Genomic DNA, 17,378 nt, shown 5'->3' with positions numbered 1-17,378 from the left:
ACTCCCCGACGAATCCGAACTCGAAGCCATGCATACTAAAACCATCAAACAGCTGTCCGAGATGCTGCACGCGAAGCAGGTCTCCGCCACCGAACTGGCGCAGCACTACCTGCAGCGCGCCCAGTCCAGCGACCTGAACGCCTTCCTGCACATCGACCCGGCCATGACCCTCGCGCAGGCAGCCTCCGCCGACGCGCGCCTGGCCGCCGGCAGCGCCGGCCCGCTGACCGGCGTGCCGATCGCCCACAAGGACATTTTCGTCACCGAAGGCTGGCGTTCGACCGCCGGCTCGAAGATGCTGGCCAATTACGTCAGCCCGTTCAACGCCACCGTCGTCGAGCGCTTCAACGCGGCCGGCATGGTCACCCTCGGCAAGCTCAATTGCGACGAATTCGCGATGGGTTCGTCGAACCAGAACTCGTTCTTCGGCGCCGTCAAGAACCCGTGGGACAAGCTGGCCGTGCCGGGCGGCTCGTCGGGCGGCTCGGCCGCGGCGATCGCGGCGCGCATCGCGCCGGCCGTCACCGCCACCGACACCGGCGGCTCGATCCGCCAGCCGGCCTCGTTCTGCGGCGTCACCGGCATCAAGCCGACCTACGGGCGCGTATCGCGCTTCGGCATGATCGCCTTCGCCTCCTCGCTCGACCAGGGCGGCCCGATGGCGCAGACGGCCGAAGACTGCGCCATGCTGCTCAATGAAATGGTCGGCTTCGACGAGCGCGACTCGACCTGCCTGACCGCCGCCCAGGGCAACATGCGCGAGGACTTCGCGCGCGAGCTGAACACGCCGCTGGCCGGCCTGCGCATCGGCGTGCCGAAGGAGTATTTCGGCGAAGGCCTGGCCGCCGACGTCGAAGCCGCCGTGCGCGCCGCGCTCGAGCAGTTCGTCAAGCTGGGCGCCACGCTGGTCGACATCTCGCTGCCGAAGACGTCGCAGTCGATCCCTGTTTACTACATCATCGCGCCGGCCGAAGCCTCGTCCAACCTGTCGCGCTTCGACGGGGTGCGCTACGGCCACCGCGCCAGCGAGTACAAGGACCTGGCCGACATGTACAAGAAGACCCGCGCCGAAGGTTTCGGCCGCGAAGTCCAGCGCCGCATCATGGTCGGCACCTACGTGCTGTGCCACGGCTACTACGACGCCTACTACCTCAAGGCGCAAAAGATCCGCCGCCTGATCGCCGACGACTTCCAGGCCGCGCTGGGCAAGACCTGCGACGTCATCATGGGCCCGGTCGCGCCGACCGTGGCGTGGGACCTGGGCGAGAAGACCGACGACCCGGTCGCCGCCTACCTGGCCGACATCTTCACGCTGTCGACCAGCCTGGCCGGCCTGCCCGGCATGTCGATCCCCTGCGGCTTCGGCCAGGGCGAAAAGAACGGCAAGCGCCCGGTCGGCCTGCAGATCATCGGTAACTATTTTGCGGAAGCGAAGCTGCTGGGCATCGCCCACCAGTACCAGCAGGTCACCGACTGGCACACGCGCGCGCCTGCCGGCGTCTGAACCCGCTAGAGAAGAAGAGAGAACACTATGCAATGGGAAGTCGTCATCGGTCTTGAGAACCACGTGCAGCTCACGACCAATTCGAAAATTTTCAGCGGCAGCTCGATCCAGTTCGGCGCCGAGCCGAACACCCAGGCCAGCCCGGTCGACCTGGCGCTGCCGGGCGTGCTGCCGGTGATGAACAAGGGCGCCGTCGAACGCGCGATCCGCTTCGGCCTGGCCGTCAACGCGAAGATCGCGCCGCAGTCCATCTTCGCGCGCAAGAACTACTTCTACCCCGACCTGCCGAAGGGCTACCAGATCAGCCAGTTCGAAGATCCGGTCGTCATCGGCGGCCAGGTCAGCTTCGGCTTCGAAAAAGACGGCAAGTTCGAGACGCGCACAATCAACCTGACCCGCGCCCACCTCGAGGAAGACGCCGGCAAGTCGCTGCACGAGGACTATCACGGCATGACCGGCATCGACCTCAATCGCGCCGGCACGCCGCTGCTCGAGATCGTGTCCGAGCCGGAGATGCGCAGCGCCCAGGAAGCGGTGGCCTACGCCAAGGCGCTGCATTCGCTGGTGGTGTGGCTGGGCGTTTGCGACGGCAACATGCAGGAAGGCTCGTTCCGCTGCGACGTCAACGTCTCGGTGCGCCCGGTCGGCCAGAAGGAATTCGGCACCCGCTGCGAGATCAAGAACCTGAACTCGTTCCGCTTCATCGAAGAAGCCGTGAACTACGAAGTGCGGCGCCAGATCGAACTGATCGAAGACGGCGGCAAGGTCGTGCAGGCCACCCGCCTGTGGGATCCGGACAAGAAGGAAACGCGCTCGATGCGCACCAAGGAAGACGCGCAGGACTACCGCTACTTCCCCGATCCCGACCTGCCGCCACTGGAGATTTCCGAAGAGTGGATCGCGCGCATCAAGGCCGACATGCCGGAACTGCCGGCGGCGATGCGCACGCGTTTCGTCAGCGACTACGGCCTGCCGGAATACGACTCGCTGATCCTGACCTCGTCGCACGAGATGGCTGCGTATTTCGAGGCTGTCGTGGCGACCGCCGGCAAGCAGAACGCCAAGGCGGCTGCCAACTGGCTGATGGGCGACGTCGCCTCTACCCTGAACCGCGAGAACGTCGCCATCGCCGACTCGCCGGTGGAAGCGTCGCAGCTGGCGCTGCTGCTGGTGCGCATCGCCGACGGCACGATCTCCAACAAGATCGCCAAGGAAGTGTTCGCGGCGATGTGGGAAGCGAAATCGAGCGACGAGAAGATCGCCGACGCGATCATCGACCAGAAGGGCCTGCGCCAGATTTCGGACAGCGGCGCGTTGGAAGCGATCGTCGATGAAGTGCTGGCGGCGAACGCCAAGTCGGTCGAGCAGTACCGCGCGGGCAAGGAAGCGGCGATCAACGCGCTGATCGGCCAGGCGATGAAGGCGTCGAAGGGCAAGGCCAATCCGGCGCAGTTGACGGAGCTGCTAAAGAAGAAGCTGGCCGGCTAAATCAGCGGCGCTTACAAAAACGGCGACCCGAGGGTCGCCGTTTTGTTTAGCGGGTCAGATCCAAAATGACCATGTCATTTTGACCCCGCGCGAGGTGCTTTAGTTCGGACCGCAGGCGTGTTTCGATATACCGATTGATCATGCTCGGTATGGATTCCCGCCTGCGCGGGAATGACGTATCAAAGTATGTTGGCCCTAAAGCTGTCATTCCCGCGCAGGCGGGAATCCATGCTGATTATGCAAAAAATTGCATAATTTTTACACCCCGTAACGCGCCCGATACGCCGACACCGCATCGCGATAGCGCGCCAGCTCCGGGTCGGCGCCTTCACGCGACAGATAGCTGAACAAGTCGTCGAGGTTGCCGATCGAGATGACCGGGATGCCAAACTCGCGGCTCACTTCCTGCACCGCCGAACTGGCCGACAGCGCGCCGTCGGCGCCCGAGCGCTCCATCCGGTCCAGCGCGATCAGCACAGCGCAAGGCTCGGCGCCGGCGGCGCGGATCATGTCGACCGATTCGCGCACCGAGGTGCCGGCCGAAATCACGTCGTCGATGATGACGACCTTGCCCTGCAGCTTGGCGCCGACGATGGTGCCGCCCTCGCCGTGGTCCTTCGCTTCCTTGCGGTTGAAGGCGAACGAGGTGTTGCGCCCCTTGCCCGCCAGCGCCACCGCGGTCGCCGACGCCAGCGTGATGCCCTTGTACGCGGGCCCGAACAGCATGTCGAATTCGACGCCGGAGTCGAGCAGCGTCTGCGCGTAGAACTGCGCCAGCTGCGCCAGCGTGGCGCCTTCGTGGAACAGGCCCGCATTGAAGAAGTACGGCGACAGGCGCCCCGCCTTGGTCGTGAATTCCCCGAAGCGCAACACCCCCGCCGAGACTGAAAACGCGATAAACTGTTGCCGCAAATTGTCCACGATGACCCCTGTCGATAAAAAAGTGGCTGTATTTTAATCCCGCGCCACCGCAAGCGCACGCGCCCTCCTTCTTTTGCCCACTGGAACCATGCCTAAAATTATCTCCGCGAACCTCAACGGAATCCGCTCCGCCCACAAAAAAGGTTTTTTCAACTGGATGGCGGCGCAGGACGCCGACTTCATCTGCGTGCAGGAGCTGAAGGCGCAGCACGGCGACATGACCGAGGAATTTCTGGCGCCCGGCGGCTATCATGGCCATTTCCACTATGCCGAGAAGAAGGGCTATTCCGGCACCGGCGTGTACAGCCGCACCAAGCCGGACGCGATGCGCACCGGCTTCGGCTGCGCCGAATTCGACGCCGAGGGCCGCTACACCCGCTGCGATTTCGGCAACCTGACCATCATTTCGGTGTACTGCCCGTCCGGCTCGTCGTCGCCGGAGCGCCAGGAAGCCAAGTTCCGTTTCATGGAAGTGTTCCTGCCGCACCTGCTGGAACTGAAGGCCGAGGGCCGCGAAGTGGTCATCTGCGGCGACTGGAACATCGCGCACAACGAGATCGACCTGAAGAACTGGAAGGGCAACAAGAAGAACTCGGGCTTCCTGCCCGAAGAACGCGCTTGGCTGACGCGCATCTTCGATGAGGTGGGTTTCGTCGATGTGCACCGCGGCCTGGACAAGCGCGAGGAGCAGTACACCTGGTGGAGCAACCGCGGCCAGGCCTGGGCCAAGAACGTTGGGTGGCGCATCGACTATCACGTCGCCACACCAGGCATTGCGGGCAAGGCCAAGGCGGTCGCGATCTACAAGGACGAGCGCTTCTCCGATCATGCGCCTTTGATCATTGAGTATCACGAAGATTGAGGCTAGCCTGTCGAGTTTTCTTACAGCATGATGACCATGACTTAAGGCGTCTCACTTAACTCATTGTTTCAATTATAGATTTTGGAACGGTGATTTCAGGCACGTTTTATGCTTTATGTGCAATACTTAACATAAGGAGTGAAAATGTTCAAAATGATCCTGAAAGCCCCCGTTGCCGCATTAATCCTCGCCAGCGCGGCCCCGCACGCAGCGCCTGTTGTTTTCGATCGCGGCTTGCCGACCGCTAACCTGAACGACAGTTTTGGCGCCAGCCGCAGCAACGTCGCGTGGGGCTCGAACCAGGCCACTCCGCCGAAGTACACCGGTGATGATTTCACGCTTGCCGCAGGTACGTGGAATATTAGTACGGTACGCGTCTGGGCCGTGATCGGGCTTACATCTAACAATTCGGCCTCGCTGATCGCCGACCGTTACAGCTCGATTTCGCTGTACGGCGGCGGCGCCGGTAATTCGCTCACAAACCTGATGTCGGGCAACACCACCGGCAACACCACGGACAACGCCAACATCACCATCAAGAAGGTCCAATACGCGGGCGGCGAGAATTACGAATCGTTCGGGAACCTGCTGAACATCTTCGAGATCGACTTCAACAACCTGAACTGGACGGTCACTGGCGGCGAACTTCAGAACTTCTCGGTCGCTGGTCTCGACAATACGGCGGAAACGACTTTCCGTCCGTTCTTCATGCACGCATCGAATGCGGCTGCCGGCGTCGCGCCCGCGGATGGCGCGGATAACTTGTTCAAGGAATTCGTCCAAAACGGCGCAAACCTCGACTTCGTCAGCACGGTCAATTCCAATGGCAACGGTTGGGACAAGTCGAGCGACATCAATGTGCAGATCGAAGCGAACGCCGTCCCGGAGCCGGCATCGATGGCGCTGTTCGGCGTCGCAATGGCCGGATTTGGACTGGCGCGTCGTCAGCGCCGCATCAAGGGCTGATCGCAAGCGCTGGCCCGGAAGCCGCGTCTCCTGACGCGGTTTTTTTACGCCTGGCGTCAGCGCGTTTGGATCAGAATGCGTTCGCTGCTGAAGCTGCGCTGCGCGCCAGTCAGCGGATCGGGGAAGGCAATCGAACGCGCCAGCAGCTGCAGCGGCCGCGTGAAGTCGTCGCCCTTGCACGGCAGCGCAACCGGGTAGAAGGCGTCGTTGACGATCGGCGCCCCCAGCGATGCCATGTGCACGCGCAGCTGGTGCTTGCGGCCCGTGTGCGGATGCAGGCGGTACAGCGCCAGCTCGCCGCGCATCTCGATCATCTCGACGATGGTTTCCGAATTCGGCTCTCCCTGCTCTTCCTTCATCAGAAAGAACTGGTCGGCATCGACCATGCGGCTCCGATGCAGATACGGGTAATCCAGCGCCAGCGGCGCGGCCAGCGCTTCGTACACCTTCTTCACGCTGCGTTTCTGGAACAGCGACTGATAGGCGCCGCGCGAGCGCTGGTTCGCCGAGAACACGACCACGCCGGCCGTTTCGCGGTCGAGGCGGTGGATCGGCGTCAGGTCGGGCAGCGCCAGCTTGTCCTTCAGCCGCACCAGCAAGGTCTCGCGCAGGAAGCGGCCGGACGGCGTCATCGGCACGAAGTGCGGCTTGTCCACCACCACCAGGTGCTCGTCCTGAAACAGCACTCTTTCCTCGAACGGGATCGGCGTCTCGGCATCGAGCTCACGGTAGTACCAGATGCGCGCGCCGGGCCGCACCGCGCTGTCGGGCTTTAGCGGCGTGCCGGCGCCGTCAACCACCTGGCCGCGCGCCATGCGGTCGCGCCACGACGCTTCATCCACCGCGGGAAACTGGTCGATCAGGAAGGCCAGCATGCCGTCCCAGCGGCCGTGCGGCAGCCACAGATAGCTGGGCGCCACGCCGCGCACGATCGGCAGCGGTACGAAGGCGTTTTTTTCAGCTTGCCGTCCCATCGCCTAGTTCGGAAGTGCGGTGGTGCGGTACGGCGGCAGCTGCGCCACGTTGGTGCTCCTGGCGCGTGCGTACACCGGGAGCAGCGCGTTCATGTGCTCGTTGATCAGCTCTATCCGATTCGCGCCGCTCGGGTGGGTCGACAGGAACGTCAGCGGCTGGCGCTTGTTCAGCGCGGCCATCTTCTGCCACAACGCGACGCCGGCGCGCGGATCGAAGCCTGCGCGAGAGGCCAGATCCAGGCCGATCAAGTCCGCTTCGCGCTCGTCGTCGCGCGAAAACTTCAGGGCGACGACCTGTCCCGCCTTCTGCGCGAGCGAATCCGTCAGACGCGGATCGAAGCCGAAGTATGCGGCCGCAGCGGCCCCGCCAAGCCGCGCGAGAATTTGCGTGCCAGTGTTCTTGACTTCCCGCGCGCGGCCATGCTCGCGCAATGCGTGGCTGATCTCGTGTCCCATGATCGCGGCGATTTCGTCGTCGGTGAGATTCAGCGTATCGATGATGCCGCTGAAGAAAGCAATTCGCCCGCCAGGCATGCAGAACGCATTGACCTGTTTCGAACCGAGCAGGTTGACCTGCCATTGCCATTTGACGGCGTCCGGATTCCAGCGCGCGGTGTACGGGATGATGCGCTTTGCGATCGCGCGCAAGCGGATCAGCTGCGGATTATTATCCGGCGCCAGCGCATGCTTTTCCTGCGCCTTCGACATCAGTTGCGCATACTGCAGTTGGGACTCGCGTTCGAGCTTTTCTTCAGACGCGAGCACGCGATACGACGGAAGCGGCTTGACCTGGATTCCATCCTGCACGACGGGCGCCTGCGCCGCGCCGGCGCCGAAACCGACGCACAGCGCGGCGGCTAAAACGATCTGTTTGAATGTCTTCATTGCTTGTTCCATGGTGCGATTTTGGGCAGCATCATCATCGCAGGAATCGCCAGCGCGAAGCACACGATAAAAAACACAAACCATCCGGTTTGCGCGACGATAAAGCCGGTCATCGAATTCATGAAAGTGCGCGGCACCGCGGCCAGGCTGGAGAACAGCGCGTATTGCGTGGCGGTGTAGCGCGGGTCGGTCGAGCGCGAGATGAAGGCCACCAGCGCGGCCGCGCCGAGCCCCAGGCTGGCGAACGATTCGAAACCGATCACGCCGGCCAGCAGCAGCGGATTGGGCCCGACCTGCGCCAGCCATGCGAAGCCGAGGATGGCCAGCGCCTGCAGCGCGCCGAACACCCACAGCGCGCGGTTGATGCCCAATTTGACCATCCACACGCCGCCCACCACGCCGCCAGCCAGGCTGGCCCACAGGCCGGTGGCGTTGGCGGCCAGGCCGATCTGCGTGGTGGAAAAGCCCAGGTCGAGATAAAACTTGGTCGCCAGCGCGGTCGCCATGCTGTCGCCGATCTTGTACAGCAGGACAAACGCAACGATGGTCAAGGCCTGGCGCCAGCCGTCGCGCGCGATGAATTCGCGGAACGGCAGCACGATCGCTTCCTGCATGTTCTTCGGCGGCGCGCCGTACACCTGCGGCTCGGGCGCCAGCAAGGTGCAGACCAGGCCAGGCAGCATGAAGGCGCCCACCACCCAGAACACGCTGGACCAAGGCAGGCTGTCGGCCAGGATCAGGCCCAGCGCGCTGGGAACCAGGCCGGCGGCCTTGTAGGCGTTGACGATCACCGCGGCGCCGAAGCCCTGCTCGTTATCGGCCAGGATCTCGCGGCGGTAGGCGTCGATCACGATGTCCTGGCTGGCAGACAGGAAGGTCATCAGGCCCGCGGCGCCGACGATCAGCGGCAGCTGCGTGCGCGGGTCGAGCATGCCCATGCCGCCGATCACGCCGAACAGCGCCAGCTGGGTCAGCGCCATCCAGCCGCGGCGCCGGCCCAGCCGGCCCACGCTGAAGCGGTCCATGAACGGCGCCCACAGGAACTTGAAGGTGTACGGGAAGCCGACCAGCGCGAACAGGCCGAGCGCCTTGATGTCGACGCCGGACTTGGCCAGCCAGGCCTGCATCAGGTACAGCATCGTAAACAGCGGCAGGCCGGAGCTGAAGCCGAGGAACAGCACCGCCAGCATGCGGGTGCTGAGCAGGCTGCGCCAGGTTGCGGTGGCCGGCACGGCGGTCATGGCCGCGCCTTTTTCCGCAGCCGGAACACGGCCAGGCTGCCGCGCAGGTTCGGCATCACCGACACCACGTGGCCGTCTTCGGCCAGCGCGACACGTTCGAGCACTTCGAGCCCGCAGTCGGCGGCCAGTTCCTCGAAATCGTAGATGGTCGCGCAGCGCACGTTGGGCGTGTCGAACCACTGGTAAGGCAGCGATTTGGACACCGGCATGCGTCCGCGCGCGAGCGCGACGCGGTGCGGCCAGTAGGCGAAGTTGGGGAAGGAGACGATGGCCTCGGCGCCCACCCGCACGATGTCGCGCAGCAGCGGCTCGACGTGCTGCATCATCTGCAGCGATTGCAGGCACAGCACGGTGTCGAAGGAATTGTCGCCAAACAGGCCGAGCCCCTTCTCCATGTCCTGCTGGATCACGTTGATGCCGCGCTGGGCGCTTTCGAGCAGCTTGTCGTCGGCGATCTCGATGCCGTAGCCGGTGCAGGCCTTGTCGGTCTGCAGGTAGCTCATCATGGCGCCGTCGCCGCAGCCCACGTCCAGCACGTGCGCGCCGGGGCGCACCCAGTGCGCGATGAAGGCCAGGTCGGGCCGCACGATGTTCAGTTCTTCAAAATTCATGCGCGCTCCGTTTCAGTGGCGTTGAGCTGGTCCCAGATTTTCTGGTACCAGGCGCGCACCATGTTCATGTAGCGCGGGTCTTCCAGCAGGAAGGCGTCGTGGCCGTGCGGCGCGTCGATCTCGGCGTAGGTGACCTTGCGGCGGTTGTCCACCAGCGCGCGCACGATCTCGCGCGAACGCTCGGGCGAAAAGCGCCAGTCCGTGGTGAACGAGGCGAGGTAGAACTCGGCCTTTGTGCCCTCCAGCGCCCGCGTCAGGTCGCCGTCGAACGGGCGCGCCGGGTCGAAATAGTCGAGCGCCTTGGTGATCAGCAGGTAAGTGTTGGCGTCGAAGTATTCCGAGAACTTGTCGCCCTGGTAGCGCAGGTAGGATTCGATCTCGAAGTCGATCCCGAAGTCGAATTTATACTCGTTGGTCTCGGCGGCGTTGCGCAGCTTGCGGCCGAATTTTTCCGCCATGTCGTCGTCGGACAGGTAGGTGATGTGGCCGACCATGCGCGCCACGCGCAGGCCATTCTTCGGCACCACGCCGTGCTCGTAGAAGTCGCCGCCGCGGTAGTCAGGATCGGACAGGATGGCCTGGCGGGCGACGTCGTTGAAGGCGATGTTCTGCGCCGTCAGCTTGGGCGTCGATGCAATGACGACGCAGTTGCGCAGGCGGTCGGGGTACATGATCGACCAGGCCAGCGCCTGCATGCCGCCCAGCGAGCCGCCCATGACGGCGGCGAACTGCGCGATGCCCAGCTTGTCGGCCAGGCGCGCCTGCGCCGCGACCCAGTCTTCCACCGTGACCACCGGGAAGGCGGCGCCGTACGGCTTGCCGGTGTCAGGATTGGTGTGCATCGGGCCGGTCGAGCCGAAGCAGGAACCGAGGTTGTTGACGCCGATGACGAAGAAGCGATTGGTGTCGAGCGGCTTGCCCGGCCCGACCATGTTGTCCCACCAGCCGACCTTCTTCGGGTCGTCCGCGTACACGCCGGCGACGTGGTGCGAGGCGTTCAGTGCGTGGCACACCAGCACCGCGTTCGACTTGTCCGCGTTGAGGGTGCCGTAGGTTTCGTACATCAGCGTGTAGTCCGCCAGCTGCGCGCCGCTTTGCAGGCGCAGCGGGTCGGCGAAATGCATCGCTTGCGGTGACACTATTCCAATGGATGCCATGAGACTCGCAAAAAAATTTAAAGGTGGACGGACGCCGGGGTGAAATAAGCCGCGGCATCAACTCCGGGGTCAGGTCCGGCGGACCTGACCCCATTTTGATTTCGCCACAAACCTCATCCCAGCATCGTCGAGATTCCCAACATGGGGTCAGGTCCGCAGGACCAGACCCCGACGACGCGCGCGCCGCCGACTCCTAGATAACTTGTAACTGGGCGACCGCTTCGGAGATTGCCGCCGGCTCCATCGAGCGCAGGACCTTGCGGGCCTGCGGCGTGATGGTGGCCAGGTCGCAGCCGAGGATCTCCTGCTTGACCGACAGCAGCTGCGCCGGATGCATCGAGAATTCGCGCAGCCCCATCCCCAGCAGCAGGCGGGTGAGCTTGACGTCGCCGGCCATTTCGCCGCACACCGCAACCTCGATGCCGGCCTTCTTGCCGGCCGCGATGGTCATGGCGATCAGCTGCAGCACGGCCGGATGCAGCGGATTGTACAAATGCGCGACCTCGTAATCGACGCGGTCGATCGCCAGCGTGTACTGGATCAGGTCATTGGTGCCGATCGACAGGAAGTCCATGCGCTTGACGAACATCGGCAGCGCCAGCGCGGCGGCCGGGATCTCGATCATGGCGCCCACGGGAATCGCCTCGTCGAATTTCTGGCCGGCTTCGCGCAGTTGCGCCTTCGCCTGTTCGATCATCGCCAGCGACTGGTCGATCTCGAAGGCGTGCGCCAGCATCGGGATCAGGAGCTTGACCTTGCCATGGGCCGACGCGCGCAGGATCGCGCGCAGCTGGGTCAAGAACAACTGCGGCTCGGCCAGGCAGTAGCGAATCGCGCGCAGGCCCAGCGCCGGATTCAGGGCGGTATGCTCGGTCGGATCGAGCGGCTTGTCGGCGCCGATGTCGAGCGTGCGGATGGTGACCGGGCGCCCCTTCATCGCCACCACCGCCTTCTTGTACTGCTCGAACTGCTCGTCCTCGCTCGGCATCAGGTGGCCGTGCCCTGCCCGCCCCATGAACAGGAATTCGGAACGGAACAGGCCCACGCCGGCGGCGCCCGCCTCCAGCGCGATCGGGCAATCCTCCGGCAGCTCGATGTTCGCCTCAAGCAGGATCGGCGTGCCGTCGCGCGTGACCGCCGGTGTCTTCTTCAGCTTGAGCAGCTTCTTGCGCGCCTTGAGCAGCGCGGCCTGGCGGGCCCGGTACTGCTCCAGCACCAGCGGGCTCGGATTGGCGATCACCACGCCGGCGTCGCCGTCGATGATGACCCAGTCGTCCTGCTCGATCAGCTGCGAAGCCTGCGACATGCCGACCGCCGCCGGGATGTCCAGGCTGCGCGCGACGATCGCCGTGTGCGAGTTCTGGCCGCCGACGTCGGTGACGAAGCCGATGAAGGAGCGGTCGCGGAACTGCAGCATGTCGGCCGGCGAAATGTCGTGGGCGACGACGATCATCTGCGGCTGGTACTCGTCGTCGGGCGTGCGCGCCGGCGCCAACTGGGCGGTCCCCATCAGCACCTTGAGCACGCGCTCGGCGACCTGCTGGATGTCGGCCTTGCGCTCGCGAAGATACTCGTCCTCGATCTCGTCGAACTGCGCCGACAGCTCGTCGATCTGCGTCACCAGCGCCCACTCGGCGTTGTAGTGGCGGGTGCGGATGATGTCGAGCGGCGCTTCGGAAATCATCGGGTCCGACAGGATCAGCGCGTGCACATCGATGAAGGCGCCCAGTTCGGTCGGCGCGTCGCGCGGGAGGTCAGTCCACAGCGCCTGCAGCCCGCGGTGCACTTCGGCGATGGCGTCCTGCAGGCGCCGCACTTCGGCCTCGACCTGCTCCTCGGCGACCAGGTAGTGCTTGACGTCGAGCGCGGCCGGCGTCAGCAGGTGCGCGCGGCCGATCGATATGCCGCGTGATACCGGGATGCCGTGAAGCGTGAACGATGCCATCGATGGTCCTTGGGGATAGCGCGGGCTGTACGGCGGCATTACTCGCCTTCGCCGAACTTGTCGCCGATGAGCGCCGTCAGTGCGGTGATGGCATCGCCTTCGTCGGCGCCGTCGGCCTCCAGCGTGACCTTGGCGCCCTTGCCGGCCGCGAGCATCATCACGCCCATGATCGACTTGGCATTGATGCGCCGGCCGTTACGGGTGAGCCATATCTCGCTTTGGTATTTTGCTGCGAGCTGGGTGAACTTGGCGGAGGCGCGCGCGTGCAAACCCAGCTTGTTGATGATTTCCAGTTCTTGTTGAATCATGTTTTTATCGTCTTTATCCCACAGCACTGCGCCACATCGGACGGCCAATGCGGCCATCCCCAAAAAAAACCTATTCCCCTCCGAGCCGGATCCGGTTATCGACCCGCACCGCGCCGCTTTGGGCGCCGGCCAGCGCCATCTCCACTACCACGTCGAGCGTGTCGCGGCGATAGGTGATCGCGCGCAGCAGCATTGGCAGGCTGATGCCGGCGATGACTTCAACGTGGCCGGGAACCGCCAGCGAATTGCAGCAGTTCGACGGCGTGCCGCCCTTGATGTCGGTGATGACCAGCACTCCGCTGCCGTCGTCGACGCGGGCGATCGCGGCGCGCGCCAGTTCGTTCACCTGGGCGGTGTCCTGGTCCGCGGTCACGTCGATCGCCTCGAAGTGCTCGGTCTGGCCGCGAAACACGTGCGCCACGGCGGCGATGAACGCCTGTCCCAGCGGCGCGTGGGTCAACAGCAAAATACCTACCATGTCATTTTTCCGATACCTTGCGCTCGACCGCGTCGATGAACATCGCCGCCACATCGAATCCGGTCTGGTCGGTGATCTCCTGGAAGCAGGTCGGGCTGGTCACATTCACTTCGGTCAGGAAATCGCCGATCACATCTAATCCTACCAGCAACAGGCCGCGCGCGGCCAGCGTCGGGCCGATGGCTTCGGCGATCTCGCGGTCGCGTTCCGAAATCGGCTGGGCGCGGCCCATGCCGCCTGCGGCCAGGTTGCCGCGCACTTCGCCGGCCTGCGGGATGCGCGCGAGCGCGAACGGCACCGGCTTGCCGTCGATGACCAGCACGCGCTTGTCGCCGTGGACGATGGCGGGGATGTACTTTTGCGCCATGATCGTGCGGGTGCCCAGTTCGGTCAGCATCTCGACCACCGAACCGAGGTTCATGCCGTCGTCCTTGATGCGGAAGATGCCGGCGCCGCCCATGCCGTCGAGCGGCTTGAAGATGACGTCGCCGTGCTCGGCGTGGAAGGCGCGCAGGCGCGCTTCGTCGGACGACACCAGGGTCGGCGAGGTGAAATGCGAGAACTGCGCGATCGACAGCTTTTCGTTGTGGGCGCGGATCGCCGACGGCTTGTTGAAGATGCGCGCGCCCTGGCTTTCCGCCAGGTCGAGCAACTGGGTCAGGTAGACGTACTCCATGTCGAACGGCGGATCCTTGCGCTCGATGATGGCGTCGAACTCGGACAGGCGCATGCGCTTCTGGCCTTCGACGCGGTACCACTCGTCGGCGTCGCCGGTCAGCGCGATGTGGGCGACGTCGGCGCTGACGATGCCGTTTTCGAGCGCCATGTCGCGCTGCTCGAACGCGTACAAGCTGTGCCCGCGCTTCGCCGCTTCGCGCATCATGGCGAAGGTGGAGTCCTTGTAGATCTTGAAGCCGGACAGCGGATCGGCGAGAAATGCGATTTTCATGGGCTTTCCATTAAGGCTAATGCACTGATTTTAGCTGGAAATGCCGATTGCCGCCGGATGGGCTGCCAAGCCAAAATGGGGTCAGGTCCGCAGGACCAGACCCCCTAGTAGACTTCGGGATTCGGATCGGTGCGCTCCATCTCGAGCGAGGCGGCCAAGAGGCCAAGGCGCGCGACCACGCCATAGACGTAGAAGCGGTTCGGCGCGGCGGTGCCCGGTTTGGCCTTGAGGTCCGGCACCGCGTGCTGCTGCGCGAACGCCAGCGGCACGAACTGCGAGCCCGGGGCATTGAGGTTCTGGTCGACGCCGCGCTCGGCGTGGATGCGGTAGAAGCCGCCCACCACGTAGCGGTCGATCATGTACACCACCGGCTCGGCCACCGCGTCCTTCATCGTCTCGAAGGTCGGCACGCCTTCCTGGATGATCACGTCGGACACCTGCACGCCGTCCTTGATCACCGACATGCGCGCGCGCTGATTGCGGCTCAGGTCCTTGAGCTCGTTGGCGTCCTTGACGGTCAGGATGCCCATGCCGTAGGTGCCGGCGTCGGGCTTGACGATGACGAAGGGCTTCTGGTCCTTGATGCCGTATTCCTTGTACTTCTTGCGGATCTTGGCCAGCAGGGTGCTGACGTTGTCGGACAGGCATTCGAGACCGTTCTCGTCGTCGAAATTGACTTCGCCGCACTTGGCGTGGAAGGGGTTCACCATCCACGGGTCGACGTCGATCAGCTTGCCGAACTTCTTGGCCACTTCGTCGTAGGCGGCCAAGTGGTTGCTCTTGCGGCGGATCGCCCAGCCCGCATGCACTGGCGGCAGCAGCGACTGCTCGTGGATGTTTTCCAGGATCGAGGGGATGCCGGCCGACAGGTCGTTGTTGAGCAGGATCGTACACGGATCAAAGTCGATCAGGCCGACGCGGCGCCCGTTGGGCGAGCGCACCAGCGGCTCGATCACCAGCATGTTGCCGTCGGGCAGCGCCAGCGGTGTCGGCTGGGTGATGTCGGGATTGAGCGTGCCCAGCCGCACATGCAGGCCGGTCTGGCGGAAGATCTGCATCAGGCGCGCGATGTTCTGCAGGTAATGCGGGTTGCGCGTGTGCGTTTCCGGGATCAGCAGCAGGTTGCGTGCGTCCGGGCAGTATTTATCGATCGCGGCCATCGCGGCCTGCACCGACAGCGGCAGCATCTCGGTGGCAAGATTGTTGAAACCGCCAGGAAACAGGTTGGTATCCACCGGCGCCAGCTTGTAGCCGGCGTTGCGCAGGTCGACCGAGCAGTAGAACGGCGGAGTGTGCTCCTGCCATTCCATGCGGAACCAGCGCTCGATGGCCGGCGTGGCGGCCAGGATTTTCTTTTCTAAGTCGAGCAGCGGGCCGGTCAGGGCCGTGACGAGGTGGGGAACCATGTAGGACGTCCTTCAGAACTTCTATGTAATGTAGAAACCGTAAATCGGGGCGAAACCGGCAATTTAAAGGACACAAATGCAAAAAGCGCCCCGCATGGAGGCGCCCGACGGCCCGCTCGCACGGGCCGGGATCAAGCCGGAATCAGGCGTGGTAGGCGGATTCGCCGTGGCTCGTGATGTCGAGCCCTTCACGTTCTGCTTCCTCCGGTACGCGCAGGCCGACCACCAGGTCCACCAGCTTGTAGGCGATCAGGGAGACCACGGCCGACCAGATGATGGTCGTGCCGATCGCCTCGGCCTGCACCAGCACCTGGCTGCCGATCGAATAGGCATCGGCCGACATCTTGTTGGTGGTGTAGTCGAAAATCCCCTGGCCGCCCAGTTGTGGCGCAGCGAACACGCCGGTCAGCAGCGCACCGAGGATACCGCCGACGCCATGCACGCCGAATACATCCAGCGAATCGTCGGCGCCGATCATGCGCTTCAGTCCGTTCACGCCCCACAGGCAGATGATACCAGCGAGCAGGCCAATGACCAAGGCGCCCATCGGGCCGACGTAGCCGCAGGCCGGGGTGATGGCCACCAGGCCGGCCACCGCGCCGGACGCGCCGCCCAGCATCGACGGCTTGCCCTTGGTGATCCATTCGCCGAACACCCACGAGACTGTGGCGCAAGCGGTAGCCAGCAGAGTATTGATGAAGGCCAGCGCGGCGACGTCGCCCGCTTCGAGCGCCGAGCCGGCGTTGAAGCCGAACCAGCCGACCCACAGCATCGAGGCGCCGATCATGGTCATGGTCAGCGAGTGCGGGGCCATCGATTCGCGGCCGTAGCCGACGCGCTTGCCGATCATGAAGGCGCCCACCAGGCCGGCGATGGCGGCGTTGATGTGGACCACGGTGCCGCCGGCAAAGTCGAGCGCGCCCTTCTGCCACAGCCAGCCGGCCTTGGCCGTTTCGGTGGCCAGGGTGGCGCCGTCCTTGATGGCGTCGGGGCCGGTCCAGAACCAGACCATGTGGGCGACCGGCAGGTAGCCGAAGGTAAACCACAGCACGATGAACAGCAGCACCGCGGTGAACTTGGCGCGCTCGGCAAAAGCGCCCACGATCAGGCCGCAGGTGATCGCCGCGAAGGTGCCCTGGAAGGCGACGTAGACGAACTCGGGAATGACGACGCCCTTGCTGAAGGTCGCGGCGGTCGAGAACGTGGCCTTGGCCGGGTCCCAGATGCCAGACAGCAGCGCGCGGTCGAACTTGCCGATGAACGGGCTGCCCTCGGTGAAGGCGAGCGAGTAGCCGTAGATGCACCACAGGACGATGATCACGGCGAAAATCATGAACACCTGCAGCAGCACCGACAGCATGTTCTTGGCGCGCACCAGGCCGCCGTAGAACAGCGCCAGGCCGGGGATCGTCATCATGATCACCAGCACGGTGGCGATGAACATCCAGGCGACGTCGCCCTTGTTCGGGACAGGCGCGGCGGGCACGGCTGCGGCAGGCGCCGCAACCGGAGCGGCCACCGGCGCGTTGACAACCGCCGGCGCGGCGATCGGCACCGTGGTCACCGCGGTCGGTTGGGCCGGCTTCGGCGCATCCTGGGCGGCGGCGCTGAAGGCGCCGCACATGGCAACGGCCACAGCCAGGCCGGACAGCCACTTGACGATACTTTTATTCATCTGGATTC

General features: G+C 64.4%; 16 protein-coding genes. 4 read left to right on the top strand and 12 right to left on the bottom strand.

Features of this window, described 5'->3' with window-relative positions; all coding sequences use genetic code 11:
* Positions 1-28: 28 nt before the first annotated feature.
* Both gatA and gatB read left to right on the top strand, forming a co-directional pair.
* Positions 29-1,504, top strand: coding sequence for an Asp-tRNA(Asn)/Glu-tRNA(Gln) amidotransferase subunit GatA (gene gatA, locus Q4S45_RS00785; protein WP_305508222.1), 1,476 nt, complete (start codon positions 29-31; stop codon positions 1,502-1,504).
* Between the two features lie 27 nt (positions 1,505-1,531).
* Positions 1,532-2,992, top strand: a complete 1,461-nt coding sequence (gene gatB, locus Q4S45_RS00780) for an Asp-tRNA(Asn)/Glu-tRNA(Gln) amidotransferase subunit GatB (RefSeq protein ID WP_305508220.1) — start codon at positions 1,532-1,534, stop codon at positions 2,990-2,992.
* A gap of 258 nt (positions 2,993-3,250) precedes the next feature.
* On the opposite strand, the gene pyrE is transcribed toward gatB, so the two are convergent.
* Entirely contained in the window at positions 3,251-3,913 is a 663-nt protein-coding gene (gene pyrE, locus Q4S45_RS00775) for an orotate phosphoribosyltransferase (RefSeq protein WP_305508219.1), read from the bottom strand.
* 88 nt (positions 3,914-4,001) lie between these two features.
* Between pyrE and Q4S45_RS00770 the strand changes: the two genes are divergently transcribed.
* Positions 4,002-4,775 carry an exodeoxyribonuclease III gene (locus Q4S45_RS00770; protein WP_305508218.1) on the top strand — a complete coding sequence of 258 codons (774 nt, stop codon included), beginning with the start codon at positions 4,002-4,004 and terminating at the stop codon, positions 4,773-4,775.
* Between the two features lie 144 nt (positions 4,776-4,919).
* Positions 4,920-5,741 (top strand): PEP-CTERM sorting domain-containing protein, encoded by an 822-nt coding sequence (locus tag Q4S45_RS00765; RefSeq protein WP_305508216.1) that lies wholly within the window; start codon positions 4,920-4,922, stop codon positions 5,739-5,741.
* A gap of 56 nt (positions 5,742-5,797) precedes the next feature.
* Here Q4S45_RS00765 and Q4S45_RS00760 read toward each other — a convergent pair whose 3' ends face one another.
* From Q4S45_RS00760 to Q4S45_RS00710, 11 genes are all read right to left on the bottom strand, one after another.
* Positions 5,798-6,715 (bottom strand): pseudouridine synthase, encoded by a 918-nt coding sequence (locus tag Q4S45_RS00760; RefSeq protein ID WP_305508214.1) that lies wholly within the window; start codon positions 6,713-6,715, stop codon positions 5,798-5,800.
* Positions 6,716-6,718: 3 nt separating this feature from the next.
* Positions 6,719-7,600: a M48 family metallopeptidase gene (locus Q4S45_RS00755; protein ID WP_305508212.1), complete on the bottom strand. Its 882-nt coding sequence runs from the start codon at positions 7,598-7,600 to the stop codon at positions 6,719-6,721.
* Complete coding sequence (locus Q4S45_RS00750) at positions 7,597-8,841, bottom strand: AmpG family muropeptide MFS transporter (RefSeq protein WP_305508210.1); 1,245 nt, start codon at positions 8,839-8,841, stop codon at positions 7,597-7,599. The genes Q4S45_RS00755 and Q4S45_RS00750 overlap by 4 nt, the downstream gene beginning before the upstream one ends.
* Positions 8,838-9,452 carry a methionine biosynthesis protein MetW gene (gene metW, locus Q4S45_RS00745; RefSeq protein WP_305508208.1) on the bottom strand — a complete coding sequence of 205 codons (615 nt, stop codon included), beginning with the start codon at positions 9,450-9,452 and terminating at the stop codon, positions 8,838-8,840. The genes Q4S45_RS00750 and metW overlap by 4 nt, the downstream gene beginning before the upstream one ends.
* Positions 9,449-10,576, bottom strand: coding sequence for a homoserine O-acetyltransferase (locus Q4S45_RS00740; protein ID WP_305508206.1), 1,128 nt, complete (start codon positions 10,574-10,576; stop codon positions 9,449-9,451). Before Q4S45_RS00740 ends, metW begins: the two co-directional genes overlap by 4 nt.
* A 226-nt stretch (positions 10,577-10,802) precedes the next feature.
* Positions 10,803-12,554, bottom strand: a complete 1,752-nt coding sequence (gene ptsP, locus Q4S45_RS00735) for a phosphoenolpyruvate--protein phosphotransferase (RefSeq protein WP_305508204.1) — start codon at positions 12,552-12,554, stop codon at positions 10,803-10,805.
* Between the two features lie 38 nt (positions 12,555-12,592).
* A complete protein-coding gene (locus Q4S45_RS00730; protein WP_305508202.1) occupies positions 12,593-12,862 on the bottom strand; it encodes an HPr family phosphocarrier protein in 270 nt (89 codons plus the stop codon).
* 70 nt (positions 12,863-12,932) lie between these two features.
* A complete protein-coding gene (locus Q4S45_RS00725; RefSeq protein WP_305508200.1) occupies positions 12,933-13,340 on the bottom strand; it encodes a PTS sugar transporter subunit IIA in 408 nt (135 codons plus the stop codon).
* 1 nt (position 13,341) lies between these two features.
* Positions 13,342-14,289: a glutathione synthase gene (gene gshB, locus Q4S45_RS00720; protein WP_305508198.1), complete on the bottom strand. Its 948-nt coding sequence runs from the start codon at positions 14,287-14,289 to the stop codon at positions 13,342-13,344.
* Positions 14,290-14,393: 104 nt separating this feature from the next.
* On the bottom strand, positions 14,394-15,695 hold the full coding sequence (gene gshA, locus Q4S45_RS00715; protein WP_305508196.1) for a glutamate--cysteine ligase: 1,302 nt from the start codon (positions 15,693-15,695) through the stop codon (positions 14,394-14,396).
* Between the two features lie 142 nt (positions 15,696-15,837).
* Entirely contained in the window at positions 15,838-17,370 is a 1,533-nt protein-coding gene (locus Q4S45_RS00710) for an ammonium transporter (protein ID WP_305508194.1), read from the bottom strand.
* Positions 17,371-17,378 lie beyond the last annotated feature (8 nt).

Origin of the sequence: Massilia sp. R2A-15 (genome assembly GCF_030704305.1) — a bacterium.
Taxonomy (GTDB): domain Bacteria; phylum Pseudomonadota; class Gammaproteobacteria; order Burkholderiales; family Burkholderiaceae_D; genus JAFCUW01.
This window is presented reverse-complemented; position numbering and strand designations above follow the sequence as displayed.

Bases quoted from the DNA above. Each gene is read 5' to 3' on its own strand.
- Q4S45_RS00740 (WP_305508206.1), bottom strand. From the start codon at position 10,576: ATGCATTTCGCCGACCCGCTGCGCCTGCAAAGCGGCGCGCAGCTGGCG.
- Q4S45_RS00710 (WP_305508194.1), bottom strand. From the start codon at position 17,370: ATGAATAAAAGTATCGTCAAGTGGCTGTCCGGCCTGGCTGTGGCCGTT.
- metW (WP_305508208.1), bottom strand. From the start codon at position 9,452: ATGAATTTTGAAGAACTGAACATCGTGCGGCCCGACCTGGCCTTCATC.
- Q4S45_RS00755 (WP_305508212.1), bottom strand. From the start codon at position 7,600: ATGAAGACATTCAAACAGATCGTTTTAGCCGCCGCGCTGTGCGTCGGT.
- Q4S45_RS00760 (WP_305508214.1), bottom strand. From the start codon at position 6,715: ATGGGACGGCAAGCTGAAAAAAACGCCTTCGTACCGCTGCCGATCGTG.
- gatA (WP_305508222.1), top strand. From the start codon at position 29: ATGCATACTAAAACCATCAAACAGCTGTCCGAGATGCTGCACGCGAAG.
- Q4S45_RS00765 (WP_305508216.1), top strand. From the start codon at position 4,920: ATGTTCAAAATGATCCTGAAAGCCCCCGTTGCCGCATTAATCCTCGCC.
- Q4S45_RS00730 (WP_305508202.1), bottom strand. From the start codon at position 12,862: ATGATTCAACAAGAACTGGAAATCATCAACAAGCTGGGTTTGCACGCG.
- Q4S45_RS00770 (WP_305508218.1), top strand. From the start codon at position 4,002: ATGCCTAAAATTATCTCCGCGAACCTCAACGGAATCCGCTCCGCCCAC.
- ptsP (WP_305508204.1), bottom strand. From the start codon at position 12,554: ATGGCATCGTTCACGCTTCACGGCATCCCGGTATCACGCGGCATATCG.
- Q4S45_RS00725 (WP_305508200.1), bottom strand. From the start codon at position 13,340: ATGGTAGGTATTTTGCTGTTGACCCACGCGCCGCTGGGACAGGCGTTC.
- gshA (WP_305508196.1), bottom strand. From the start codon at position 15,695: ATGGTTCCCCACCTCGTCACGGCCCTGACCGGCCCGCTGCTCGACTTA.
- Q4S45_RS00750 (WP_305508210.1), bottom strand. From the start codon at position 8,841: ATGACCGCCGTGCCGGCCACCGCAACCTGGCGCAGCCTGCTCAGCACC.
- gshB (WP_305508198.1), bottom strand. From the start codon at position 14,289: ATGAAAATCGCATTTCTCGCCGATCCGCTGTCCGGCTTCAAGATCTAC.
- gatB (WP_305508220.1), top strand. From the start codon at position 1,532: ATGCAATGGGAAGTCGTCATCGGTCTTGAGAACCACGTGCAGCTCACG.